This is a genomic window from Pseudomonas sp. GL_139_B, assembly GCF_057834475.1.
The window spans coordinates 1,941,144-1,964,695 of the sequence record NZ_CM174403.1; the positions used below are offsets into that span (position 1 = coordinate 1,941,144).

22 protein-coding genes and 1 pseudogene are annotated in these 23,552 nt (G+C 60.6%); 18 read left to right on the top strand and 5 right to left on the bottom strand.

Annotated features, from left to right (window positions below):
- Positions 1-9: 9 nt before the first annotated feature.
- Both AC3ISI_RS08910 and AC3ISI_RS08915 read right to left on the bottom strand, forming a co-directional pair.
- Entirely contained in the window at positions 10-1,290 is a 1,281-nt protein-coding gene (locus tag AC3ISI_RS08910; protein WP_489336494.1) for an aspartate aminotransferase family protein, read from the bottom strand.
- Positions 1,283-2,608, bottom strand: coding sequence for an amino acid permease (locus AC3ISI_RS08915; protein WP_489336495.1), 1,326 nt, complete (start codon positions 2,606-2,608; stop codon positions 1,283-1,285). The genes AC3ISI_RS08910 and AC3ISI_RS08915 overlap by 8 nt, the downstream gene beginning before the upstream one ends.
- A gap of 623 nt (positions 2,609-3,231) precedes the next feature.
- Between AC3ISI_RS08915 and AC3ISI_RS08920 the strand changes: the two genes are divergently transcribed.
- Positions 3,232-3,594: a DUF6124 family protein gene (locus AC3ISI_RS08920; protein ID WP_489336496.1), complete on the top strand. Its 363-nt coding sequence runs from the start codon at positions 3,232-3,234 to the stop codon at positions 3,592-3,594.
- A gap of 130 nt (positions 3,595-3,724) precedes the next feature.
- Here AC3ISI_RS08920 and AC3ISI_RS08925 read toward each other — a convergent pair whose 3' ends face one another.
- The 3 genes and pseudogenes from AC3ISI_RS08925 to AC3ISI_RS08935 all read right to left on the bottom strand — a co-directional run bounded on the left by AC3ISI_RS08925 (position 3,725) and on the right by AC3ISI_RS08935 (position 7,278).
- A complete protein-coding gene (locus tag AC3ISI_RS08925; protein WP_489337674.1) occupies positions 3,725-4,489 on the bottom strand; it encodes a methyl-accepting chemotaxis protein in 765 nt (254 codons plus the stop codon).
- Between the two features lie 90 nt (positions 4,490-4,579).
- Positions 4,580-5,851, bottom strand: a pseudogene (locus AC3ISI_RS08930) (HAMP domain-containing protein); the annotation flags it as partial.
- A gap of 104 nt (positions 5,852-5,955) precedes the next feature.
- Complete coding sequence (locus AC3ISI_RS08935) at positions 5,956-7,278, bottom strand: alginate export family protein (RefSeq protein WP_489336497.1); 1,323 nt, start codon at positions 7,276-7,278, stop codon at positions 5,956-5,958.
- A gap of 242 nt (positions 7,279-7,520) precedes the next feature.
- Between AC3ISI_RS08935 and AC3ISI_RS08940 the strand changes: the two genes are divergently transcribed.
- The 17 genes from AC3ISI_RS08940 (at position 7,521) to AC3ISI_RS09020 (ending at position 23,519) form a co-directional block, all read left to right on the top strand.
- Positions 7,521-7,910 carry a c-type cytochrome gene (locus tag AC3ISI_RS08940; protein ID WP_489336499.1) on the top strand — a complete coding sequence of 130 codons (390 nt, stop codon included), beginning with the start codon at positions 7,521-7,523 and terminating at the stop codon, positions 7,908-7,910.
- A 48-nt stretch (positions 7,911-7,958) separates the two neighbouring features.
- Positions 7,959-9,449, top strand: a complete 1,491-nt coding sequence (locus AC3ISI_RS08945; protein ID WP_489336501.1) for an aldehyde dehydrogenase family protein — start codon at positions 7,959-7,961, stop codon at positions 9,447-9,449.
- A 374-nt stretch (positions 9,450-9,823) separates the two neighbouring features.
- Positions 9,824-11,170, top strand: a complete 1,347-nt coding sequence (locus AC3ISI_RS08950; RefSeq protein WP_489336502.1) for an outer membrane beta-barrel protein — start codon at positions 9,824-9,826, stop codon at positions 11,168-11,170.
- An 87-nt stretch (positions 11,171-11,257) separates the two neighbouring features.
- A complete protein-coding gene (locus tag AC3ISI_RS08955; protein WP_489336503.1) occupies positions 11,258-12,568 on the top strand; it encodes an ABC transporter substrate-binding protein in 1,311 nt (436 codons plus the stop codon).
- 25 nt (positions 12,569-12,593) lie between these two features.
- On the top strand, positions 12,594-13,319 hold the full coding sequence (locus AC3ISI_RS08960) for an ABC transporter ATP-binding protein (RefSeq protein WP_489336505.1): 726 nt from the start codon (positions 12,594-12,596) through the stop codon (positions 13,317-13,319).
- 2 nt (positions 13,320-13,321) lie between these two features.
- Entirely contained in the window at positions 13,322-14,014 is a 693-nt protein-coding gene (locus AC3ISI_RS08965; RefSeq protein ID WP_489336507.1) for an ABC transporter ATP-binding protein, read from the top strand.
- A gap of 2 nt (positions 14,015-14,016) precedes the next feature.
- Positions 14,017-14,880 (top strand): branched-chain amino acid ABC transporter permease, encoded by an 864-nt coding sequence (locus AC3ISI_RS08970; RefSeq protein ID WP_489336508.1) that lies wholly within the window; start codon positions 14,017-14,019, stop codon positions 14,878-14,880.
- Positions 14,880-15,914 carry a branched-chain amino acid ABC transporter permease gene (locus AC3ISI_RS08975; protein WP_489336510.1) on the top strand — a complete coding sequence of 345 codons (1,035 nt, stop codon included), beginning with the start codon at positions 14,880-14,882 and terminating at the stop codon, positions 15,912-15,914. The genes AC3ISI_RS08970 and AC3ISI_RS08975 overlap by 1 nt, the downstream gene beginning before the upstream one ends.
- 86 nt (positions 15,915-16,000) lie before the next feature.
- Positions 16,001-16,930, top strand: coding sequence for a LysR family transcriptional regulator (locus tag AC3ISI_RS08980; protein ID WP_489336511.1), 930 nt, complete (start codon positions 16,001-16,003; stop codon positions 16,928-16,930).
- Between the two features lie 232 nt (positions 16,931-17,162).
- Positions 17,163-17,657 (top strand): cupin domain-containing protein, encoded by a 495-nt coding sequence (locus AC3ISI_RS08985; protein ID WP_489336512.1) that lies wholly within the window; start codon positions 17,163-17,165, stop codon positions 17,655-17,657.
- A gap of 48 nt (positions 17,658-17,705) precedes the next feature.
- Positions 17,706-18,725, top strand: a complete 1,020-nt coding sequence (locus AC3ISI_RS08990) for a hydroxyquinol 1,2-dioxygenase (RefSeq protein ID WP_489336513.1) — start codon at positions 17,706-17,708, stop codon at positions 18,723-18,725.
- A gap of 90 nt (positions 18,726-18,815) precedes the next feature.
- Positions 18,816-20,279 carry an aldehyde dehydrogenase family protein gene (locus AC3ISI_RS08995; RefSeq protein ID WP_489336515.1) on the top strand — a complete coding sequence of 488 codons (1,464 nt, stop codon included), beginning with the start codon at positions 18,816-18,818 and terminating at the stop codon, positions 20,277-20,279.
- Between the two features lie 8 nt (positions 20,280-20,287).
- Complete coding sequence (locus tag AC3ISI_RS09000) at positions 20,288-21,355, top strand: maleylacetate reductase (RefSeq protein WP_489336517.1); 1,068 nt, start codon at positions 20,288-20,290, stop codon at positions 21,353-21,355.
- Positions 21,356-21,392: 37 nt separating this feature from the next.
- A complete protein-coding gene (locus AC3ISI_RS09005) occupies positions 21,393-22,265 on the top strand; it encodes a dioxygenase family protein (protein ID WP_489336519.1) in 873 nt (290 codons plus the stop codon).
- A 3-nt stretch (positions 22,266-22,268) separates the two neighbouring features.
- Positions 22,269-22,580, top strand: coding sequence for a YciI family protein (locus AC3ISI_RS09010; RefSeq protein WP_489336520.1), 312 nt, complete (start codon positions 22,269-22,271; stop codon positions 22,578-22,580).
- 2 nt (positions 22,581-22,582) lie between these two features.
- Positions 22,583-22,927, top strand: a complete 345-nt coding sequence (locus AC3ISI_RS09015) for a Rieske (2Fe-2S) protein (RefSeq protein ID WP_489336521.1) — start codon at positions 22,583-22,585, stop codon at positions 22,925-22,927.
- Between the two features lie 91 nt (positions 22,928-23,018).
- Positions 23,019-23,519: a sigma-70 family RNA polymerase sigma factor gene (locus AC3ISI_RS09020; RefSeq protein ID WP_489336522.1), complete on the top strand. Its 501-nt coding sequence runs from the start codon at positions 23,019-23,021 to the stop codon at positions 23,517-23,519.
- Positions 23,520-23,552: the final 33 nt, after the last annotated feature.

The following is a 23,552-nucleotide window of genomic DNA, read 5'->3' on the forward strand; positions in this document are numbered from 1 at the left end:
GACAAAGCCTCAAAGGGCGCTCAGGGCGCGGTCCAGCGTGTCAACGAAGAGGTCGGCGTGGTCGCGGTTGAACACCAGCGGCGGCCGCAGTTTGAGAATGTTGTCGCCGGCGCCGATCTTGCTGATCAGCACGCCGTTGTTGCGCATGTCGTTCACCACTTTTCGCGCTTCGGCTCCGGCGGGCTCCTTGCTCGCGTGGTCGCGCACCAGTTCCATGGCGAAGAACAGCCCTTTGCCGCGCACATCGCCAATGATCGAGTGTTTGCCGGCGAGCACTTGCAGACGCCGTTGCACATAGGCGCCGACGGATTGCGCGTTGTGCAGCAACTGTTGCTCTTCAATCACATCCAGCACCGCCATGCCGACCGCTGCTGCGACCGGCGAGCCGCCAAAAGTGTTGAAGTACATGGCGCTGCGCCCAAAGGCCTCGACCAATGCTTTGCTGGTGATCAGCCCGGCGAGGGGATAGCCGTTGCCCATCGGTTTGCCGAGGGTGACGATGTCCGGCACCACACCGTGGGCTTGATGCCCCCACAGATGATCGCCGGTGCGGCCGAACCCGGATTGCACTTCGTCGGCGATGAACAAACCGCCCGCAGCACGAATCAATTCGGCCGCTTTATTGACGAAACTGGCCGGCACTCGCGGCAAGCCTTCATTGGCGAACAGCGTGTCGATCAGCAGTGCAGCAGGGCGAATGCCTTGCGCCTGCATCGAGACAATGGCTGCCTTGATATTGGCGGCATACTCCTCCGCCAGTTGCGCTTCGCTGGTGCCGGCGGGCGCGTGGTACAGGCACGGAATAGGCACCGCGCGGGCATGGGCGGCAAACGGCTCCGGCGACGGCAGCGCCGTGGTGACCTCGGCCAGCGAGGCCGAGTTACCGTGGTAGTTGTAATCGCTGACGATGATGCCGGTGCCGCCGCTGGCGAACCGCGCCAGGCGCAATGCCAGCTCATTGGCTTCGCTGCCGGTGCAGGTGAACATCGCGGTGTCCAGCGGCTCGGCAAAGGTTGCGGTCAGGCGCTCGGCGTAACGCACCACTTGCTCATCGAGGTAACGGGTGTGGATGTTCAGCGTCGTCGCCTGGCGGTGCATCGCTTCCACCACGTGCGGGTTGCAATGACCGACGCAGGGCACGTTGTTGTAGACGTCGAGGTAGCGCTGGCCGTCGACGTCGTACAGCCAGACACCTTCACCGCGCACCAGGTGCAACGGCTTGTCGTAGAACAACGGTGAAGCGCTGCCAAGGACGCGATGGCGGCGTTGCAGGAGTGTGTCTTCAGGCATGGTCTGGAACCTCAAGGTCGGTGCTGCAGGCGGGCATCCGGGCGCGCAGCAGGAAGTTGAAAATGCACAGCACGAAGGTCGTCGCCAGGGCGATCAGCATCATCATGTCGAGTTGGAAACAGGCAGCGATCACCACCAGCGTCAGGGCAAGGCCCAGCCACGCAACCACGGTGCCGCCGGCCAGGCGGAACGGGCGCGGCAGATCAGGCTGGCTGCGTTTGATGCGCAGGTACGCGCCGAAAATGAACAGGTAGCAAACGTTGAGCAGCAGCACGACGGCGAGCATCACTGTGGCCGGGTCGACGGTGGACATTGGCAGACCGATCGCACCGATCAGCAGCAGGGCCGGGAACGGCGTGCCGCGCTTGCCGGTCTTGCCCAGCCACTGCGGGAACAAACCGTCGCGGGCCATGGCGAACAGCTGGCGCGAGGCGGCGTAAATCAACGAGAAGAACGTCGCGATCAGCCCGAACACCGCACCGCAGCCCACCACCTTGGCCAGCCACGAAGCATCACCGTAGACGCTGGTGCTGGTCATCGCAGCGTACAACGGATCCCCCGCCGAACCGACCAACTCGACACCACCCGCGCCCGGTGCGCAGACCATCACCACCAGTGCGGTCACCAGCAAGGTGCCGATGGCCGCGAGAATTCCGCGTGGCATGGTGCGGCCGGGGTTATGCGCTTCTTCCGCCGCCGAACCGGTCTGCTCCACGGTAATGAACAGCCAGATCGCGAAGGGCACACAGGCAAAAATCCCGCCGAGGCTGACGGCTGGGCCCGTAAGGGCCGCCGGCATCTTCAACAGGTTCGCCATTTCGACGTGCGGCGCCATGGCCACGCCAAAGGTCAGCAGCGCGACGACGGCGATGACGCCCGCGATCATGGTCAGGCCCATGGCCTCACCGACGCCACGCAGGTGGATGCCGATAATCACCGCGAACAGGGCGATTTTCACCGGCCAGCCACCGAGGCCGAAAATCGATTCGGTGTAGGCGCAAATAAACGTCGCCGCCGCACCGGTGCCGATGGTCAGCGCTATCGCGCAGGCGACACCGACCAGGTAACCCACAAACGGCCCGAAGGCGCTTTGTGCATAGACGAACACGCCGCCGGCACTGGGTAATGCGGTCGACAGTTCGGCGACGCACAACGCCAGCCCGCCGCACAGCAACGCCATCAACACCGTGGCGATCAGCATGTTCATCCAGCCGCCGGCCATCAAGCCGAAATTCCAGCCGGAGAACTGCCCGGCCACCACTAACGCAATTCCGAGGCCGGCAATCTTTGGCCAGCCCAACGCACTTTTCTTAAGCACAGAAGTCTCCCGCGACCCTAGGGTCGATTTGTTGTTTTTGGGGGGTAGAAAAGGGGATCGGTTTTGATACTACGCGGGGGTGGGGGTGGGGCTTGTGTGTGCGTATGCCATCCGCTTGTTTGTGGATGCCAGATTGGGTTGGGTGAGGGCAGGGGGACCGCGTTATCGTTCATCGCGGGCAAGCCACGCTCCCACAGTGTGCGTGGCGTTCGCTGATTTTTTGTTCACCTCAAACCCTGTGGGAGCGGGCTTGCCCGCGATGGCGGTCTAAAATTGGAGCACATGTTTAAAGGTGTTTAAGGATGCTTCCGGAAAGCTACAACGCCTTGCGCCATTACCTACGACTACGCCAGAATCCGCCGGCTTGTGCGCTTTGGACGCCCTCGGTAACTTGATTCCCGTCACTGATTCCCAGTGATCGGGTTTAGTAGCCCGAGGATGTGAAGGCTGCACAAGTGACTGTCAGACAGGTATTTTCATGCCTGTATTTGATGGTGGTTGTGCGCAGGGCGTCCTCGGACGCGCCGGCTTTGCCTTCGATCCCCGGTCTACTAACCTGCGTACAGCCGCCACCCCTCGTATTAGTAGCGAGGCGTGGCTGCCCGATAAGGACGAAGGTAAATATGTTCAAGGTAACGCCAAATCCGCCAGACACAGATCCGGCATCCCCCTACGAATCACTCGATTCAAAAAAACTCCACGAAGCCGCCGAACGCGCCCTCGATCACTACCTCAACCCCGGCGCCATCAAATCCCCGCCGACCCGCAAACCCAGCACGATGTTCATGCTCGCACCGGATATCCGGGACGAAGACCTGTTGGCCCACACCTGTGAGTCATTGGCCCAGGCCAGTGTCATGGCCAGCGATTTTGCGGGGTACCTGGAAGGACCGCATCGGCATACGGCCATGGCGATCCAGCAGATCATCATGCTGGCGGAACTGGCGGCGAACCGGATGATGGATAACGTTGAGGTGCCGAAGTAATAGGCTGAGACCGTGTCATCGTTCTTCGCGAGCAGGCTCGCTCCCACAGTTGACCGAGTTGTCCAGACGAACGCGGTTTAATGTGGGAGCGAGCCTGCTCGCGAAGGCGGTGGTTCAGGCAACACCCATCTCAGATCCTGAAACTCCCCACAAGCTGATTCAACCGATCCGCCTGCCGCTCCAGCTCTGTGCAGGCCCGCAACGTCGAGTGCAGGTTTTCCACGCCTTGCTGGTTCAAGGTGTTGATCTCGGTAATGTCGACGTTCAACGCCTCGACCACCGACGTCTGTTCTTCAGTCGCCGCCGCAACCGACTGGTTCACGTTATCGATCTCACCGATACGCTGCGTCACGCTGCCCAGCCGTTTGCCGGCGAGGTTGGCGATGTTGACGCTTTCTTCGCTGTGCTGCTGGCTCTCGGTCATGGTGATGACCGAGTCGCGGGCGCCGATTTGCAGTTCTTCGATCATCTGCTGAATCTGTGCCGCCGATGCCTGAGTACGCCCGGCCAGGCTGCGCACTTCGTCGGCGACCACTGCAAACCCACGGCCCGCTTCACCGGCGCGTGCAGCCTCGATGGCGGCGTTGAGCGCCAGCAGGTTGGTTTGCTGGGAGATGCCTTTGATCACTTCGAGGATCTGCCCGATGTTCACGGTTTTGTCGTTCAGCACTTCGATGTTGACGCACGAGGCGCTGATTTTTCCGGACAGTTCGTTCATCAGTTCAATCGTGCGCTCCACCACTTGCCGGCCGTCCTCGGCTTGTTCTCGTGCGGCGGACGCCTGTTGCGAAGCATCGGAGGCGTTGTGGGCGATTTCCTGGGCAGCGGCGCCGAGTTGGTTGATTGCGGCGGCGACGCTGTTGGTGCGGGTCGATTGTTCGTCGAAGTTGCTCATCGACGAATTGGAGGCAACCAATACACGCTTGGCCACTTCATTCACGCCAATCGCCGCCGAAGACACCTCACGAATCGATTGGTGAATGCGTTCGACAAAGCGGTTGAACGCGGTCGCCAGTTGGCCGATCTCGTCCCGCGATTGCACTTCCAGACGCCGCGTGAGGTCGCCTTCGCCCCGGGAGATGTCTTCCATAACCCGCGTCAGCACTTGCAGCGGCCGGGTGATGCGAAACGCTGTGTACCAGATCAACAGCAAGCCGAGCAGGGCGGAGCCGCCACCGACCAGCATTTCCAGCGCAGTGCTTTGCACGCCTTGGGCATCGAGTTCTTTTTGCAGCGTGGTCACCGGCGCCAACAACACGTCCTGCGGCACACCAACCAAAACACCCCACGGCTCGGCACCGGCAATTGGCGCCAGCGGTTCGAGGACGTTGATTTGCTGCTGATCGACAAACACCTTCGCTTGGCCCTGACGCAAGGCGTCCATTACCGGGGCATCGTCCAGCGGTTGCCCGAGACGGCTGATGTCTAGGCTGTTGGCGGAAATCACCCCGCGCGGGCTGACGATACTGATCTGCCCATGTCCGTCGAACAGTTGATGCGCGCTGGTTTCGCTGTTGTGTTGCAGAGCGGCGAGGTTGATGTCGAGGCCGACCACGGCGATGACTTTGCCGTTGTCCATCAATGGAAACGCAATGCTGGTCACCAGTTTGCGGCTGCCGGACGCCTCGTCGAAATACGGCTCCAACACGCAGGCCTGGCGGGTGTCGCGAGCGCAGGTGTAGAAGGCGTTGTACGGCGCGCCGCTGGGGCCGGGGGAGGTGTTGGCGAGCAGGGCTTCGTCGCCGATCACCGCTTGCAGTTCGCCGGGTTTGCTTTGCACCCAGTACAGGGAAAAACGTCCCGTCTCGTTGCTGCCCATGTCTGCCTGATCCGCGAAACCGGTGTCGGCGCCATCGAGGGCGTCGGGTTCGAAAATGACATAAAGCCCGAGCAGGTCGGGCTTGTCGATCAGGGCTTGGTGAAGCTGGGTGTTCAGCGCCTGGCGCAATTGCGGGCGGGTCAGATGGCCCTGCTGTTGCAGCTGCCGCAGGTAAAGTAAATAGCGTGATAAGCCTTGGCCGTACTCGTGAGTCTGGGTGAAGGTGCGTTGCACCTGCATTGCCTGCACGGTGCCCAGCGCCTGCATGTGTTCCTTGGCGGCGTTGGCGAGCATGTCGCTGCTGGCTTGGGCGACTTGCTGGCTGCTTTGATGGGTTTGATACAGCGACAACCCCATCAGCAAACTCACCACCAACAGCAGGCAGAGGCCGGCGAGCAGGGCGATTTTGCTCTGGATCGTCAGAAATTTTGAGTGCATTGGAAAGGCCTTTTTCCTTGAAACACAATGACGCTGCAAACGCAATCTGTAGCCGCCGGCGCAGGGGGATCGCCGGTGGCTACAAGATTTGCGTCGGACAAAACCTAGAACGTGGTGGCAAACACCACTTGGCTGTAGAGGTTGTTGTCGGTGTTGCCTAACTGGGTGCCACCCTGGGCGGCGCTCTTGTCTGGCTGGTACAGACCGAGCAGCGGCATGACGGTCAAGTGATCGTTGACGTGCCATTCGGCGTACAAATCAACCTCTTTGCCATCGGTGTTGCCCAGGTTGCGGTCGATGGTGTCGTAGTTGAATAACAGCACGCCGACGTTGAGGTTTTGCAGTGGCGAGACTTTCAGCGAGACGTTTTGGATACGTGAGTTGGTGTTGAACGGACCGGCATAGTTACCGGCCACTTCACCCTGGAACCAGGTGCCGTAACCGCGACTGAAGCCGTAGAACAACGTGTCGTAATTTTCCGAGAAGCGGCTGTAGCGGTAGCCGACATAAGGTGTCCAGATCGCGTCGGAAAAGGTCCAGCCGGCTTCCAGGTACCAGGCGTCTTCGTTGCTGGTGTGCGGTTTATCCTCTTCGGCGTATTCGCCGGACAGGAACAGGTCTTTCACCCCGGCGTTGCCCGTCGCGCGCAAGGCGTAGGTCTTCATGCCGTCGCGCTCAAGCTGCAATGGCGAGGCGAACTGCTTGTCGACATCGGTGGTGTCGATGTAGGTCAAACCGATCGTGCCGGCGTCAGCGACGTGTTCGAGCGTGCCGACGTACATTTCGGTTTTTGCCTGCGCGCGGTTATCCGATTTCAGCCACATCAAGTCGCTGCGCCAGCCTTGCTTGCCACCAAGGCGCAACACGGCGGTTTCGTCGAAGGCTTTACGGGCCGCAATGTAGTAGGCACCGCCCCGATTGAACTCGCCGTCGGCTACGCCTTTGCCCAGGTTCAGCGCGTCGCCGTCGATCAGGAAACCGTCGCCGACCACGATGTTCTGGCGACCGAAAGACAGGTCGACTCCGTCATCACCCAGCGCTTCAAACAGCTTGCCCGAGCGCCAGCCGAGGTAAGCGTCTTCGTACTTGGTGGTGCGTTCCGTACCGTCGGTGAACCCGGCGGCATCGCCGTCACCCCAAGTGCCGGAGCTGAGCATATTGCCGGCGCCGTAAGCGGTGCCGAAGTCGGCCAGGCCTTTGTCAAAGCTCAGGCCGTACTTGATGTAGCCCTCTTGCCAAGACGAGGAACCTTCACTGAGACGGCCCGACAGTGCGTAGTTTTCCTGGCTGTGAAAAGCGCCGAAGACGGCTTCCAGCGTGGCGTTCAAATGACTGTCGTTATTGGAATAGAGTTCGTAGGCATTGGCCTGGGCGGCACTGATCATCAGCGCGAGCGTCGAGAGACGAAGCAAGGGGGACTTGAGCATGGTGTGGCATCCATTCTTGTTCATGACCACAGGGTTGAGGTCTTTTTCGATACTAAGGCCCGGAACTTTTTCACCCTTTTGTGTGGTTGCCAAAGAGTTGCCTGTGCTTGCCAAAATGCCCGGTTTGGCAGCCCAGCCAACATAACTGGCACGCAGGGCAAAGCCTGCGCGTCACTGACCACTGACAATCCGTCTCAACCCTGCTGTTGCTTCCCCTCACGGATTTTCAAGGTCGCATTCTTATGTTCATTTCACAGAGATTCTCCCTCATCGGTTTGCTGACTCTGGCGTTGGCGCAAACCGTGGTTGCCGCCGATTGCACACCGGACCAGGGCCACGGCGCCCAGGTGTTCGCCAATGAATGCGGGGTGTGTCATTCGGTGAGCAAAGGCACGGTCGGCATGATGGGGCCGAGCTTGTCGGGCGTGGTCGGGCGCAAGTCCGGCTCGCTCGAAGGTTTCAGCTACTCCCAGGCTATGCGCAGTAAAGACGTGACCTGGCAAGCCGAAACCATCAGCCAACTGATCACCGAACCCCAGGCCTATGTGCCCGGGACCTACATGCCCTACATGGGGCTGGCCTCCGCCGATGACCGCCAGGCGGTCGTTTGCTATCTCAAAGAACAACGCTAATCAGCCGGATTTCCAGGTTGAACCACACGTTTGAATGACAGGTGAATTATGAGCAACGTTGAAATTCTGCCGCAGGTTGCTGCTTTCCTTGGCCGCCGTCATGGCTGCTTTATTGACGGCCAATGGGTGCTGGCGGATGGCCCGACTATCTCCGTGGTCAACCCGGCCACCGGGCAAACCCTTTGCGAAACCCTGGACGCGCCGCTGGACGTGGTCGAACGCGCCGTACAGTCCTCCCATACCGCGTTCAAATCCGGCGTGTGGTCCGGTTTGCGTCCGGCCGACCGCGAACGCATTTTGCTGAACTTCACCGCACTGGTTGAGGCTCACGCCGAAGAGCTGGCGCAGCTGGAAACCTTGAGTCAGGGCAAGTCGATCAACATGGCCCGCGCCCTCGACTTGAACGCTACCGTGGAGTTCATGCGCTACATGTCCGGCTGGGCGACCAAGATCGAAGGCCAGACCTTCGATGTGTCGATCCCGTTGCCACCGGGCGCCAAATTCACTGCATTCACCAAGCGTGAGCCAGTGGGCGTGGTGGTCGGGATTGTGCCGTGGAACTTCCCACTGCTGATTGCGGCCTGGAAGCTCATGCCAGCACTGGCTACCGGGTGCACCGTGATCATCAAACCGGCGATGGAAACTCCGCTGACCGCCATGCGCCTGGCCGAGCTGGCCCTGGAAGCGGGCATCCCGGCCGGCGTGTTCAACGTCGTCACCGGCGGCGGCGCCTCGGTCGGTGGTGTACTGACTGCGCATCCGCTGGTGAGCAAAGTATCGTTCACCGGTTCCACTGCTGTGGGCAAAAGTGTCGGCGTGGCGTGCATGGAAAACATGACGCGGTTCTCGCTGGAACTGGGCGGCAAAAACCCGATGATCGTGCTCGCCGATGCCAACATCGAAAAAGCCGTGCAAGGTGCAATCCTCGGCGGCTTGCTGAACAACGGTCAGGTCTGTGCGGCGGCTTCGCGCTTCTATGTGCATCGCTCGATCCACGATCAATTCGTCGAAGCGCTCGCCGCTGCAGTCTCCGCCATGCCAATCGGCGCGGGCATGAACTGCAATGCCGCGATCAACCCGCTGGTGTCGCGCAAGCAGCAACAAAGCGTGCTCAAACACATCGAACTGGCCCGCCGCGAAGGCGCGCGCGTGGTGTCGGGCGGTGAGTTGGTGGAAGGCGAGGGCTTCTACGTGCAGCCAACCATTCTGGCCGACATCGACCACAGCATGGCCGTGGCCCGTGAAGAAGTGTTCGGCCCGGTGCTGGGCGTAATGCCGTTCGACGACGAAGATGCCGTGATCGCGCTGGCCAACGACAACCGCTATGGCCTGGCCGCCAGCCTGTGGACCAACGACCTCGGCAAAGCCATGAACCTGGTGCCGCGTATCGAGGCCGGTACGGTGTGGGTCAACGCCCACGTGCTACTGGACCCGGCGATGCCATTCGGTGGCGTCAAGCAATCGGGCATGGGCCGTGAGTTCGGGCGTGCGGTGATCGAGGCGTATACCGAGCTGAAGTCTGTGTGTATTGCGCACTGATTGAGTGATTTGCAACGGCCCCTGCAATGGGGGCCGTTGGTTGCTTCACCTTTGGTTGCAAGAAATCAAAATCCGATGCCTGAATAGGCATCGGATTTTTTTATGCGTCTGGCTCGGGTACTGGAACTGGAGGACGTACCGACATTCATCATCTCGCCACGGGGGGAGCATTGTTCTGAATATGCAAACACTGAAGTCGCCGAGAATGGAATTGTTGGCGTAGTGGCTGGCTTGTAGCCTCCATTACGCCGAACACCACGATCCGCCAACGGTCGGGTGGAGCTCATGCCAGGGCTCATCAAGACGTCATACCTTGCTTTCGGCCTCATGCCCCTTCGGGGGATTGGCGCCTAATAAAAATAAGGAAGGCAGGTATGAGTATTCGTGCATGGGTTTGCGCAGCAACCCTGTTCGCTCCCGTTCTGGGGGCCGACGTTTTGTTTCCCTCTATGGTCCTGGCGGCAGACGATCCCTTGGGTTCGCTGGTGCGCAATGTCTTCGGCGACAGCCTTGAGCGTGAACACGGGATCAAGGTCTACGGCTGGGCTCAGGCCGGTGTGATCTACAACAATAACGGCACGGATGACGTCAGCAAGCAGAGCTTCTTCAATACCGACGAAGGCGTGAACCTCAACCAGTTCGCCCTCGCCGTGGAGAAGAAACCCAAGAGCAATGTGATCGCCCGCGTGGGTCCGTTTCCTGGTCCGATGCCCCAAGAGGCTGACTGGGGTTTCAACGTCACCACGGTGTACGGCAAGGATGCACGCTACTTCAAGACCTACGGCTGGGACGAAGACCTGAGCGCGAACCGCAGCAACAAACCCGAAAAGCCTGCGCTCACCATCGCCCAGGCCTACGTCAATTTTTACTTCCCGGTGCTCGGTGGTTCGGAGCTGATGATCGGGATTTTCCACACGCCGCTGGAAAATGAAATTGGCTTCGCTTTGCCGTCACCCGCACCAACTGATTTCTACTCGCACACCTATTCCTTCATGCACGGCCCGGCCAAACATGCCGGCGCGCTGTACTCGTTCAAGCTGCCTTCGGCGCCGGGCGAAAGCATGCTCGGCTTCGAGCTGGGCGTGGTGCAGGGCTGGAACAACCTGCAAGACCCCAACCACGACCCGGATGTGATCGCCAACGTGCGCTGGCGCTCGGCGGACTTCAGCACCTGGATCGACTGGGAAAACATATACGGCAACGACGCCGGTGACAGCTTTGCCGAATGCAGTTGCGGCTCGCCATTGCCGGCCGGCACCAAGGATGACGACTACAAACGCCTGGCGTCTTACCTGACGCTGTCGCAGGTGCTCGATCCGAACAACCGGGTGGCGCTGGAGTTGAACTACGGCAAGCAGGAGCAGGGCGCTTTCGCCGGATTTGCCAACAAAAACGATGCCACCTGGTACGGCACGGACCTCAACTGGTATCACAAACTCAGTGAAAACCTGATGTGGAACAGCCGCGCCGAGTGGTTCTACACCGATGCGCCGGTGCACGTGATGATGGCCAATATCGACCCGAACACCGGCATCCCGGACCCGACCTGGGGCAGTTTTTACGGCGTGACCACCAACGTGGCCTGGACGCCGACACCTAACGTGCGCCTGCGCCCGGAGCTGCGCTACGACATCCATTCCGGCCCCGGGCGCGATGCCTACGCCGATGGGCAAAAGGACTCGCAGGTCGTGGCGTCCTTCGACGTCAGCCTCTTCTTTTAAACCGACTTCTTCCGTTTACCCCTGATCCTGCGTGATGGCCCGGCCACACGTGGCGACCCCGTTCGTCCAGGCTTTTGGAGTACTGACATGACAGACAACAACGATAACAACCTGTTTGGCCGCAACTTCTCCCGCCGCGATTTCCTGCGCAGCACCGGCATTGCTGCCGGTGGCGTGGCACTGGCGAGCATGCCGTTCACCTTTGCCATCGGCGGTGAGCGGGTAATCAAGCTCGGCTATGTCAGCCCGCAGACCGGGCCGTTGGCGCCGTTTGCGGCGGCCGACAACTACATCATCGAATCGCTCAAGCAAGTGCTGAAAAATACGATCAATGTCGGCGGCAAGGCCTATCGCCTGGAAGTCATCGTCAAGGACAGCCAATCCAATCCCAACCGTGCGGCGGAAGTGGCAAGCGAGCTGATTCTGTCAGATCAAGTCGACCTGATGCTGGTGTCGTCGACCCCGGAAACCACCAACCCGGTGTCCGACCAGTGCGAAATCAACGAGATTCCGTGCATCTCCACCGTCGCCCCGTGGCAGCCGTGGTTCTTCACGCGGGGCGGTAAGCCTGACCAAGGTTTTGAGTGGACTTATCACTTTTTCTGGGGCCTGGAAGATGTGATCGGCACTTACAGTTCGATGTGGGGGGCGATGCCGTCGAACAAAGTAGTCGGCGGTCTGTTCCCCAACGATGGCGACGGCAATGCCTGGGGCGATCAGAAGCTCGGTTTCCCGCCAGTGCTGGCGCAGAAGGGTTTTCAACTGGTCGACCCCGGCCGCTTTCAAAGCCTGACCGACGATTTCTCCGCACAGATCGCCGCGTTCAAAAAGGCCGATGTCGAGATCGTCACCGGTGTGGTGATTCCACCGGACCTGAGCACGTTCTGGACCCAGGCTCGCCAGCAAGGCTTCAAACCCAAAGCGGTGTCGGTGGGCAAGGCGCTGCTGTTTCCCACCGCCGTCGAGGCGCTGGGCAAGGCCGGCAACAACCTGTCGACCGAAATCTGGTGGAGCCCGACACACCCGTTCAGCTCTTCATTGACCGGCGCCAGTGCCGGGCAACTGGCCCAGGGTTTCACCCAGGCCACCGGCAAACAATGGACGCAGCCACTGGGCTTCGTGCATGCCTTGTTCGAACTGGCGGTGGACATCCTCAAGCGCACCGAGGAAGTCGGCAACGCCCATGCGGTGCGCGATGCCTTGCTCAAGACCAACCTCAACACGGTGGTCGGGCCGATCAACTGGAACGGCGGGCCGGTGAAGAACGTCGCCAAGACCCCGCTGGTCAGTGGTCAGTGGCGCCTGGGCAATGACAGCAAATACGACCTGATCGTGACCAGCAATGCCACCGCGCCAGCGATTCCGTTGGGCGGTGAGATGCAGGCCATTACGTATTGATCGCGCAACAAGACACGGGTGCACCATGCAACAACCACTTCTGCAAATGACTGATGTGCACAAAAGCTACGGTTCGGTGAAGGTCACGGATGCAATAGACCTGACCCTGCAACCGGGTGAAGCACTGGGCATCATCGGCCCCAACGGCGCGGGTAAAAGCACGCTGTTCAACCTGATCGCCGGTGGCGTGGCGGCGGACAAAGGCACGATTCATTTCGAGGGCCGCAACGTCACTCGTGAACCGGTGTTCAAGCGCTGCCAGCAAGGCATCGGCCGTTCCCACCAGATCCCGCACCCGTTCGTGAAAATGACCGTGTTCGAAAATCTGCTGGTGGGCGCGACCTTTGGTGCGCGGCTGCGGGACAAGGAGGCCAGCCAATGGTGTGCGCAGACGCTGGAACTCACCGGCCTGATGCACAAGGCCAACGTGCTGGCCGGTTCGCTGACCTTGCTCGACCGTAAACGCCTGGAAATGGCCCGGGCCTTGTCGACTCGACCGCGCTTGTTGTTGCTCGACGAAATCGCCGGTGGCCTGACGGAGCCGGAGTGCCTGGCGCTGGTGGACACCATTCAGGGCATCCACAAGTCCGGTGTCGCGATTATCTGGATCGAACACATCGTGCACGCGTTGCTCGCGGTGGTCAGTCGCCTGACGGTGATCAACTTCGGCGCCAAACTCGCCGAAGGCGAGCCGCGCAGTGTCATGGCCGACCCTCGGGTCCAGGACATCTACATGGGCATCGGGAGCTGATCATGCTGATCATCGAAAAACTCTGTGCCGGCTACGGCGATTTTCAAGCGCTGTTCGACATCAGCCTGACCCTTGAGGCCGGTGAAACCGTGGCGATCATCGGCTCCAACGGCGCGGGCAAATCGACGTTCCTGCGTTCGCTGGCCGGGCTGATCAAGAACCAGCCCGGCGCCATTACGTTCAAGGGCCAGGCCATTGGCGACATGGCCGCCAATCAGGTGCTGGAGCGCGGCATCGCGTTGGTGCCGGAGGGTCGCAAGCTGTTTCCGTCACTGAGCGTCGAAGAAAACCTGCTGATCGGCGCCTACAGCCGCCGCCCGGGACCGTGGACGCTGAAGCGCATCTATCAGCTGTTCCCGGTGCTGGAAAAACTGCGCAAGCGACCCGGCACAGCACTGTCCGGCGGCCAGCAGCAGATGGTTGCAATTGGCCGTGGCCTGATGGCCAACCCGCACCTGCTGTTGTGCGATGAAATCAGCCTGGGTCTGGCGCCGACGACGATCAAGGACATCTACGCCGCGCTGCCTTCGATCAAGGCCGACGGCACCACGGTGATTCTCGTCGAGCAGGACATCAATCAGGCGCTGAGTGTGTGCGACCGCTTCTATTGCTTCCAGGAAGGGCGCGTGTCCCTGACCGGGCGCCCTGGGGATGCGGACAAAGCACAAATCAAAGCCGCGTATTTCGGGATCTAGTGATGGAATGGCTCAATACTTTGCTTCAAGGCGTGTTGCTCGGTGGCCTGTACGCGATGTTCGCGGTGGGGCTGTCGCTGATGTTCGGCATCATGCGCCTGGTCAACATCGCCCACGGCGACTTCATCGTGCTGGCATCGTACCTGGCGCTGATGGTGGTCAATCATCTGGGATTCAGTCCGTTGGCAAGTTTGCTGATCGTGGTGCCGCTGATGTTCTGTTTCGGCTATCTGCTGCAACGGCTGTTGCTCAATCGCACTCTGGGCACGGACATCCTGCCGCCATTGCTGGTGACGTTCGGCCTGTCGATCATCGTACAAAACCTGTTACTGGAATTTTTCAGCGCCGATAGCCAGAAGCTGTCCCAGGGCGATCTTGAGGTCGCCAGTGTCGGCATTGGCAGCCTGAGCGTGGGCGTGATGCCGCTGATTGTGTTTGGCAGCGCGTTGCTGATCATCGGCGGCCTGCAACTGCTGTTCTACAAAACCTCGTTGGGCCGGGCGTTTCGCGCCACATCCGATGACCAGCACACCGCACGGCTGATGGGCGTCAACAACGCGCACATCTTCGGCCTGGCCATGGCGCTGGCGATGGCGGTGGTGTCGATTGCCGGGGTGTTCCTGGCGATCCGCACCAGTTTCGACCCCACTGTGGGACCGGCGCGTCTGTTGTACGGTTTCGAAGCGGTGATCATCGGTGGCTTGGGCAGCCTGTGGGGCACGCTGGCGGGCGGGGTGATTCTCGGCGTTGCGCAAGCCCTGGGCGCAAAAATCGATCCCGGTTGGCAAATTCTCGCCGGTCATCTTGTGTTTCTGCTGATCCTGGTCGTGCGTCCGCGTGGCCTGTTTCCCCGGAGTGTCGACTGATGAATGCCTTGAACAATCCCGCGCCGGTTTACCGGGTACAACGCACCACCACCAGCAGCACCATCGGCCTGGCGATGCTCGGGCTCTGTGTGCTGGTGTTGCTCAGCGCGCCATTGTGGGCCGATCGCGCCAGCCTGCGGGTGGTGGTGGAATTCGCCTACTACCTGGCCCTGGCACAAATGTGGAATTTGCTGGCAGGGTACGCCGGCATGGTCTCGGTGGGGCAGCAGGCCTTCGTCGGCCTCGGCGGGTATCTGTTGTTCATGTTGGCGACCCGGTTCGGCGTACCGCCATTGTTCGCGGTCCTGCTCTCTGGGGTGCTGGTCGCGTTGCTGGCGATTCCCACGGCGCTGATCGTCTTTCGCCTGCGTGGCGCCTATTTCGCCATCGGCACTTGGGTGGTAGCGGAGGTCTTCCGCTTGGGCCTGGCGCAAATGAGCAGCCTGGGCGGCGGATCTGGGCAAAGTTTGCCGGCAGCAATTGTGCGGCAGATCGGCAATGACCGGGACGGGCGCGAAACGCTGATCTACTTCACCGCACTGGCCATCGCCATCGGCGCCGTGGCGGTGGTGTACTTTTTGTTGCGCTCGCGGCAGGGGCTGGCCCTGGCATCGATTCGGGATTCGGAACCGGCATCCGGCAGCCTCGGGGTGGATACGTTTCGCGCCAAATTGATGGTCTACGTACTGGCCGCCGGCTGCACGGGCGTGATCGGGGCGTTGATCTTTCTGCAAAAGCTGCGAATTTCCCCGGATGCGGCGTTCAACCTGCAGGACTGGACCGCTGTGGTGATCTTCATCGTGATCATCGGCGGCATCGGCACCCTGGAAGGCCCGTTGATCGGCACGCTGATTTACTTTGTGTTGCGCGGCTGCCTGGCGCAGTACGGCGCGGTGTACATGATCATCCTCGGCGTGGTCGCGGTGGTGATGATGCTCAAGGCACCGCAAGGGGTGTGGGGACTGATCAGCGAACGCCTGGGCTGGCAGGTTTTTCCGATGCAGCGACGGTTGTCGATACAGCCCCGGCCATGACGCGCAGCACGGATCTGGAGTGCGAGGTGCCGACAGGCTAACCTCGCTGTTCCTATAAGAACAAAAGCCTCCAGAGAGCCTGCCCCATGGATCGTTTACTCAGTGTCGAAGCTTTTGTGCGGGTGGCCGAAACCGGCAATTTCGCCAAGGCCGCCCAGCAACTGGGCGTGACCCGCTCGGTGATCACCCACCGTATCCAGCAACTGGAACAGTTCATCAACACGCCGCTGTTCCATCGCAGCACCCGGCATGTGCGGCTCTCCGAAGTGGGCGAGACTTACTACAAGGAGTGCGCCGACATGGTCGCGGGCTTCAACTCGCTGACCGAGCACATGCGTGAATTGCGGGCCAAACCCACCGGCAAACTTCGGGTGCAGATGCTGCCGGGGTTTGCCATTGGTCACTTCGGCCGGATGTTGGCCGAGTTCACCCGGCTGTACCCGGACATCGAAGTCGACGTGATCGTCAACGACCGCGTGGTCGACCCCATTGAAGAAGGTTTCGACGTGGCGTTCCAGATGTTCCCGCCAATGGCCGAGACGCTGATCGAGCGCAAGCTGTTCAGCGTGCGTCGCTTGTTCTGTATGTCACCCGACTACGCCAGCGAGTTCGGCGTGCCGACCCATCCCCAGGAACTGCTGCAACACAAAATTGCGTTGTACGAGGGCTATCCGTCGCGCAACCGCTGGATTTTCAGCCGCGAAGACGAACACGTAGAGTTGAGCTTGCCGGGGCAAGTGCGTTCGAACTCGGTGCATTTGTTGCGCGATTACGCGCAGACCGGGGTGTGCATTGTCTGCCTGCCGACACTGGTGGCCAGTGATGATTTGCTCAGTGGCCGGTTGATTCCGGTACTCCCGGAGTACGCCTTGTCCTCCTTCAATTTTTCGGCGGTGTATCCCGCGACCCAGCGCCGGGCCTTGAAAGTGCGCACGTTGATCGACTTTCTGGTGGAGAACTTCGGCGATGAGCCATGCTGGGACATACCCTTGCTGGAGCGTGGCTGGGTGCGCTGAGCCAATACCCCCAACCTGTGGGAGCGAGCCTGCTCGCGAAGGCGGTTTTACCTCCGGCGGGGATGTTGGCTGACACACCGCCTTCGCGAGCAGGCTCGCTCCCACAAGGATTGCAATGACGCCAATGTTTGCGTTTCGCGAACACTGTTGTCGCCGGTCCTCTAATTGTCCCAAGACCAGCTGCGACGTACTGTTGGCTCACTGTTACTACAACAACAAAACGGTGAAAACCATGAGTAGCGCGGCAATCGAAACAGTCTTCGGCTCGCTGGACAACTACAGCAAAGGCTCGGTTGAAATCATCAGCGGCCAGGCCAGTCACTACGCCTTTTCGAACATTTTCGAAGTGGCGGAAAAATCCCTTCCTTATGAAAAAGTCGTCGTCGGCCTAAACCTCGGCTACGTGATTGAAACCCTGCGCGCCGAAGGCCAATCGCCTTGGTTCACCGCAGCGCACGACGAGTTCGCCATCGTCATGGACGGCGAAGTGCGGGTGGATTTCCTCAAGCTCGATGCGCCGCTCAAGACCGGCGAGGGCACGCAACTGGCCGGTGACCTGCCGGCGGGCAAGCCAATGGGTTACGTGTTGCTCAAGCGCGGTCACCAATGCCTGTTGCCGTTGGGCACCGCGTATCGCTTCGAGGCCAGCCGCCCGGGTGTGATTCTGCAGCAGACCATCAAAGGCCCGTTGTCGGTCGAGAAGTGGGCAGACATCTGCTTCAAGTGATCTGCCGAGCCCGACCGTCCATCCCACAAAAACAAGAGGAAACCCGCCATGGCCATGCTTGAAACCGCCGCCGATACCGCCCTGTTTGCCGACGATGACGTCCAGGCCAGCGCGCCCCATGCCGTTACCGGCTACCGCTCATTCCAACTTGGCGCCTTCGAATTGTCGCGTGACGAGTATTTTGCCCGCATCACCTGGCCCGCCAAAGGTCAGACCCGCTCGCACCTGATTCCGGTCGACGCGTTCCTGCGCGCCATGATGCGCGACGTGGCCTGGGGCTTTTTCTACGGCTGGGTCAACTTCGACCAGGTTATCGGCACCCGCAACTACTACGGAAAGGTCGACCTGTACGCCGGTACTTTCAATGGCACGCTGAAGGCGGCAGGCGTCAATTACACCGAAAATTTCGAAACGCCGCTGATCATGGCCACCTTTAAGGCCATCCTGCGCGACTGGACCAACGCCACATTCGACCCGTTCGCTGCGCCGGAAGAAACCGGCAGCGCGTTCGGCCGCAAGAACGGCGACAACATTGAAGCCATCGAACGCTTCCGCATCGCCACTAAACGCATGCCGGGCCTGCCGGACGATTCGCCGCTGCGCAACGATCTGCCGGTCAATCGCCAGTTCATCGACGTGCCGCAGGACGAGCCGGAAATTCACTCCGCCGAAGGTTTCGAAGGTGAACTGCATGCCTTCAACCTGCACAAGTACTTGTCGCGTTCCGACGTGACCTGGAACCCGTCGGTGACTTCGGTGTGCAAGGCCAGCCTGTTCTGCCCGACCACCGAGGAATTCATCCTGCCGGTGTTCCATGGCAATGACCGGGTCGAGTGGTTCCTGCAAATGTCCGACGAGATCATTTGGGACGTCGGCGACAAGGACGACGGCAATCCCCGCGCCCGGATCACCATGCGTGCAGGAGACATCTGCGCCATGCCCGCCGACATCCGCCACCAGGGCTATTCGACCAAACGCTCAATGCTGCTGGTCTGGGAAAACGCCACGCCGAACCTGCCGCAACGTTACGAAAGCGGCGAGCTCAAGCCGTACCCGATCGAGTTCTAAGGCCCCGCGTCTTGCCCGGCATCACGTCGGGCCATGCTTTCAGCCATTCAGTCAGACACTGCGCGACAGGCGCGGTGCGAGGAAACCATTATGCAAAATCAGCTCTATATCGATGGCCGCTTCGTCGATGCGGTCGCCGGTGGCACCATCGACGTGGTGTCGCCCCATGACGGTTCGTTGATCACCCGCATTGCCGCTGCCGAAGCCGCTGATGTCGACCTGGCTGTCGCCGCGGCCAAACGCGCGTTCCCGGCCTGGTCGGCGCTGGGCGCGGCCGAGCGTGGACGCCTGCTGCTCAAACTCGCGGACAAGATCGAAGCGTGCAGCGAAGAACTGGCGCAGCTCGAATCCCTGAACACCGGGCACCCGATTCGCGATTCCCGTGGCCTCGACGTGCCACGTACCGCCGCGTGCTTTCGCTACTTTGGTGGCATGGCCGACAAGATCGAAGGCGCGGTGATTCCGGTCGAAGCCGGGTTCCTCAATTACGTGCAGCGCAAACCGATCGGTGTGGTCGGGCAGATCGTGCCATGGAATTTTCCGCTGATGTTCACCAGTTGGAAAATGGGCCCGGCACTGGCAGCGGGCAACACCATTGTGATCAAACCTTCGGAAATCACCCCGTTGTCGACCTTGCGCATTGTTGAGTTGATGACCGAAGTTGGATTCCCCAAAGGCGTGGTCAACGTGGTGCCGGGTTACGGCCACACCGCCGGGCAAGCGCTGGCGGAACACCTCGACGTGGGCAAGATTGCATTCACCGGTTCGACCGCCACTGGGCGGCGGATCGTTGAAGCGTCGAAGAGCAACCTCAAGCGCATCCAGCTGGAACTGGGCGGGAAGGGTGCCAACATCGTTTTCGAAGACGCCAACCTGGACGCAGCGGTCAATGGCGCGGCTTGGGCGATCTTTCACAACCAGGGCCAGGCGTGCATCGCCGGTTCGCGTTTGATTCTGCACAAGGACATCGCTGACCCGTTCCTTGAGCGTTTCATTGCCTTGGCCAAATCCATTCGCCTTGGCGACCCGATGGACCCGGAAACCGAAATGGGCCCGCTGACCTCGGCGCTGCACCGCGACCGCGTGATGGCCTACATCGATATTGCCATCGAGCAGGGCGGCAAGATTCTCGCTGGTGGCAAGGCGCCGGACGACAAGGCCCTGGCCAAGGGTTTTTATGTCGAACCTACGATTGTCGAGGCAAAACCGAGTGATCGGGTGTGTCAGGAAGAAGTGTTCGGCCCGTTCGTCACCGTGGTGCGTTTCAGCACTGACGAAGAAGCACTGGCCATCGCCAACGACTCCGATTACGGACTGGGCAGCGGTCTGTGGACGCAGAACCTGAGCCGCGCACACAAGATTGCCGATGCCATTCATGCCGGCATGTGCTGGATCAACTGCTACAAACGCGTCAGCCCTGGCAGTCCGTTTGGCGGCGTCGGTCAGTCCGGCTACGGTCGGGAAATGGGCTTCGAGGCGATCCACGACTACACCGAAGCTCGCTCGGTGTGGGTCAACGTCGACGCAAAAATCCCGCTGCACTTCAAACGCTGAGGCTTGTCATGAATCCTTTTATCTACCAAAGCCTGCCGACCCGCGTGGTGTTCGGCTGGGGCAAACTCTCGGCGCTGGCTGAAGAAATCGAACGGCTGGGTGCGCGGCGAGCACTGATCCTTACCACCCCTGAACAGCAAGGTCTGGGCGAACGGGTTGCCGCGTTGCTCGGTGACCGCGCGGCGGGGGTTTATGCCAAAGCGGTGATGCACGTTCCATTGGAAGTGGCGCAGGCGGCGCGGGTTGAAGCGGCGCGTCTGGATGCCGATAGCTGCGTGGCCATCGGCGGTGGCTCGACCATCGGTCTGGGCAAGGCGATTGCCATGGATTCCGGCCTGCCGATCGTTGCGGTGCCGACCACTTACGCCGGTTCGGAGATGACGCCGATCTACGGGCTGACCGAGAATCGCCTGAAGAAAACCGGGCGTGATCCGAGGGTTTTGCCGAAGACGGTGATCTACGATCCGCAATTGACCTTGACCCTGCCGGCGCAAATTTCGGCCTGTTCGGGCATGAACGCCATGGCCCACGCGGTTGAGGCGTTGTACGCCCAGGACGCCAATCCGATTATCGGTTTCATGGCCGAAGAATCCATTCGCTCGCTGGCGCAGGCGTTGCCCGGCGTGGTCAAGGACCCCAATGACGCCGAGGCCCGCAGCCAGGCGTTGTACGGCGCGTGGCTGGCGGGGATTTGCCTGGGCTCGGTCGGCATGGCCTTGCACCACAAGCTTTGCCACACCTTGGGCGGGACCTTCAATCTGCCCCACGCCCAGGCCCACGCCATCGTTCTGCCGCACGCCGCGCATTACAACCGCGAAGCGGCGGCGGGGCCATTGCAGCGTGCCGCTCGCGCACTGGGTGGCAGCGACGCCAGCGAAGTCGGCGCCTTGCTGTATGCGCTGAACCAGAAGCTGGGCATTCCGCTGGCATTGGCGGACATCGGCTTCCCCGCGAACGGCCCGCATGAAGCGGCGCACATCGCCTGTGCCAGCCCTTATTACAATCCACGGCCGTTTGAACAAGGCCCGATCGAAGCGCTGTTGACCCGCGCGATGCAAGGGCTGGCGCCAGCCTGATGGTCCAGCCATTACAACTCTCATCGGAATAACAACAATGACCGATCAAGACAAAGCCACGGAATTCCTGATTTCCGCGCAAGCCGTGAGCAGTTTCAACGACGCGCCCAACGCGCGTTACAAACAGATCATGCAAAGTCTGACGCGGCATCTGCACGCCTTCGTCAGCGAGGTCGAATTGACCGAACAGGAATGGTTCGAAGGCATCCGCTTCCTGACCGAGACCGGGCATAAATGCGACGGTCTGGTACGTCAGGAATTCATTCTGCTGTCGGACACTCTCGGTGTATCGATGCTGGTGGATGCGATCAACCACAGGCACAGCGCAACGGCGACTGAGACCACGGTCTTCGGGCCGTTCTACATCGACGGCATGCCAGATCGGGCGTTCGGCGAAAACATGGCCTTCACCCCAGGCGAAACGGCGTTGGTTCGTGGCCGCGTGGTCGATGTTCGCGGTAACGCCTTGGCCGGTGCGGTGCTCGATGTCTGGCAGACCGCCGAGAACGGCATGTATTCCGGCCAGGACACCGAGCAGCCGTTTGGTAATTTGCGCGGTCGCTATCGCACCGATGCGGACGGCTGTTTTGCGATTCGCACGATTGTCCCGGTGGCCTACCCGATACCGACCGATGGTCCGGTGGGGCGCATGCTCGATGCGGCCAACCGTCATGCGTGGCGGCCCGCGCACCTGCATTTCATGATTGAGGTGCCCGGCTATCGCAAACTGGTCACGCACTTGTTCAATCACGATGACCCGTATCTAGCGTCCGATGCGGTGTTCGGCGTCAAACAGTCATTGCAGGTGATTTACGAAGACCGCATCAGCCACGACGATGTGTCGGCCAAACTGGGTATGGACGTGCCGTTCAAGCGCGCGTGCTACGAATTTGTGATGGAAGCCGAGTGAAGCATGGGCCAGTTTTTTGCAGTGTTCGCCACAGACCATCCAAATTCGCTGGCCTTGCGTCAGCGTTTGCGACCCAGTCATCAAGCGCATTTACGTGCGACCGAGCGCCATCGGGTGGTCGTGCGGTTCGGCGGTCCGACCCTTGATGAGACCGGTGCGGCGATGAACGGCACATTGCTGGTGATCGAGGCGCACAGCTTGCCGGAAGTGGAGGCGTTCGTTCAGGACGATCCGTACGTACAGGCCGGGTTGTTTGCGAGTATCCAGATCCGTCCGTGGCACTGGAGCCTCGGCAATCCGGAATTGCGTGGCTGAGCATGACCACGATCACGTTGTGCCAACTGGACGACATCGCCGACGGCGGTGCCCTCGGCCTGCCCCAGCACCAGCAGCTGCATCCGGCCGGCCTGGTGGCAGTGCGACAAGGCCGGCAGGTGTGGGTCTACATCAACCGCTGCCCGCATTTTTCAGTGCCTCTGGACTATCGTCCGCAGGAATTTTGCACTTATCGCGGCAAGGTCCTGATGTGCGCGCATCACAGCGCGATGTTTCGTTTCGAGGACGGGCAGTGTATTGACGGTCCCTGTAAGGGGGCACATTTGGAGTCGGTAGCGGTGCGATGTATCGCTGGTCAATTGGTTATGCAAGTTGCGGAAGTGTGATGATCTGTCGTAACTCGGACGACATAGAATCCATTGCTTCCAGTTAATAGGAAGCATTACTATTCGCACCCCCTCTCCACAGCACACCGCAATGATCCCCAAGCTGCCCCGCAGACATGGCTTTTTCGAGTATTACGAAGAGTTGGTTGGTACCTGGACCCGTCGCCTGAGAAATCGTCAGCAGGCTGAGGACCTGGCCCACGACACCTTCGTGCGGGTGCTTGAGTCGAATTCGGCGGCGGTGGAACAACCTCGGGCGTATCTGCACCAGATGGCGCGCAACATCGCGGTGGACGGTTATCGGCGTGAGGATCGGCGGGGCGCCATGGAGTCGGAGGCGATTGATCTGAGTGTGTCGCCGTCCGGCGACCCGGAGCAGTACATGCAGGCGATCCAGTTGGCTGATTCCATCGAACGGGCGCTCTGCGAGTTGCCGGTCAATTGCCGCAAGGTGTTTGTATGGCAAAAGATCGAAGGCCTGACCCAGGCTGAAATCGCCGAACGCCTGGGCCTGTCCAAGAACATGGTGGAAAAGTATATGATCCGCACTTTGCGGCATCTGCGTGACCGCGTCGGCGGATCGCAACCATGACCGGCCGCGTCGTCTCACCCCCAGCCAAACAGG

What these genes read in the sequence shown, in the direction of transcription:
- AC3ISI_RS08940 (WP_489336499.1), top strand. Translation starts at nt 7,521, where the DNA reads ATGTTCATTTCACAGAGATTCTCCCTCATCGGTTTGCTGACTCTGGCG.
- AC3ISI_RS08975 (WP_489336510.1), top strand. Translation starts at nt 14,880, where the DNA reads ATGAATGCCTTGAACAATCCCGCGCCGGTTTACCGGGTACAACGCACC.
- AC3ISI_RS08970 (WP_489336508.1), top strand. Translation starts at nt 14,017, where the DNA reads ATGGAATGGCTCAATACTTTGCTTCAAGGCGTGTTGCTCGGTGGCCTG.
- AC3ISI_RS09000 (WP_489336517.1), top strand. Translation starts at nt 20,288, where the DNA reads ATGAATCCTTTTATCTACCAAAGCCTGCCGACCCGCGTGGTGTTCGGC.
- AC3ISI_RS08980 (WP_489336511.1), top strand. Translation starts at nt 16,001, where the DNA reads ATGGATCGTTTACTCAGTGTCGAAGCTTTTGTGCGGGTGGCCGAAACC.
- AC3ISI_RS08990 (WP_489336513.1), top strand. Translation starts at nt 17,706, where the DNA reads ATGGCCATGCTTGAAACCGCCGCCGATACCGCCCTGTTTGCCGACGAT.
- AC3ISI_RS08955 (WP_489336503.1), top strand. Translation starts at nt 11,258, where the DNA reads ATGACAGACAACAACGATAACAACCTGTTTGGCCGCAACTTCTCCCGC.
- AC3ISI_RS08965 (WP_489336507.1), top strand. Translation starts at nt 13,322, where the DNA reads ATGCTGATCATCGAAAAACTCTGTGCCGGCTACGGCGATTTTCAAGCG.
- AC3ISI_RS08925 (WP_489337674.1), bottom strand. Translation starts at nt 4,489, where the DNA reads ATGAGCAACTTCGACGAACAATCGACCCGCACCAACAGCGTCGCCGCC.
- AC3ISI_RS09010 (WP_489336520.1), top strand. Translation starts at nt 22,269, where the DNA reads ATGGGCCAGTTTTTTGCAGTGTTCGCCACAGACCATCCAAATTCGCTG.
- AC3ISI_RS08945 (WP_489336501.1), top strand. Translation starts at nt 7,959, where the DNA reads ATGAGCAACGTTGAAATTCTGCCGCAGGTTGCTGCTTTCCTTGGCCGC.
- AC3ISI_RS09020 (WP_489336522.1), top strand. Translation starts at nt 23,019, where the DNA reads ATGATCCCCAAGCTGCCCCGCAGACATGGCTTTTTCGAGTATTACGAA.
- AC3ISI_RS08935 (WP_489336497.1), bottom strand. Translation starts at nt 7,278, where the DNA reads ATGCTCAAGTCCCCCTTGCTTCGTCTCTCGACGCTCGCGCTGATGATC.
- AC3ISI_RS08995 (WP_489336515.1), top strand. Translation starts at nt 18,816, where the DNA reads ATGCAAAATCAGCTCTATATCGATGGCCGCTTCGTCGATGCGGTCGCC.
- AC3ISI_RS08910 (WP_489336494.1), bottom strand. Translation starts at nt 1,290, where the DNA reads ATGCCTGAAGACACACTCCTGCAACGCCGCCATCGCGTCCTTGGCAGC.
- AC3ISI_RS08950 (WP_489336502.1), top strand. Translation starts at nt 9,824, where the DNA reads ATGAGTATTCGTGCATGGGTTTGCGCAGCAACCCTGTTCGCTCCCGTT.
- AC3ISI_RS09015 (WP_489336521.1), top strand. Translation starts at nt 22,583, where the DNA reads ATGACCACGATCACGTTGTGCCAACTGGACGACATCGCCGACGGCGGT.
- AC3ISI_RS09005 (WP_489336519.1), top strand. Translation starts at nt 21,393, where the DNA reads ATGACCGATCAAGACAAAGCCACGGAATTCCTGATTTCCGCGCAAGCC.
- AC3ISI_RS08960 (WP_489336505.1), top strand. Translation starts at nt 12,594, where the DNA reads ATGCAACAACCACTTCTGCAAATGACTGATGTGCACAAAAGCTACGGT.
- AC3ISI_RS08920 (WP_489336496.1), top strand. Translation starts at nt 3,232, where the DNA reads ATGTTCAAGGTAACGCCAAATCCGCCAGACACAGATCCGGCATCCCCC.
- AC3ISI_RS08985 (WP_489336512.1), top strand. Translation starts at nt 17,163, where the DNA reads ATGAGTAGCGCGGCAATCGAAACAGTCTTCGGCTCGCTGGACAACTAC.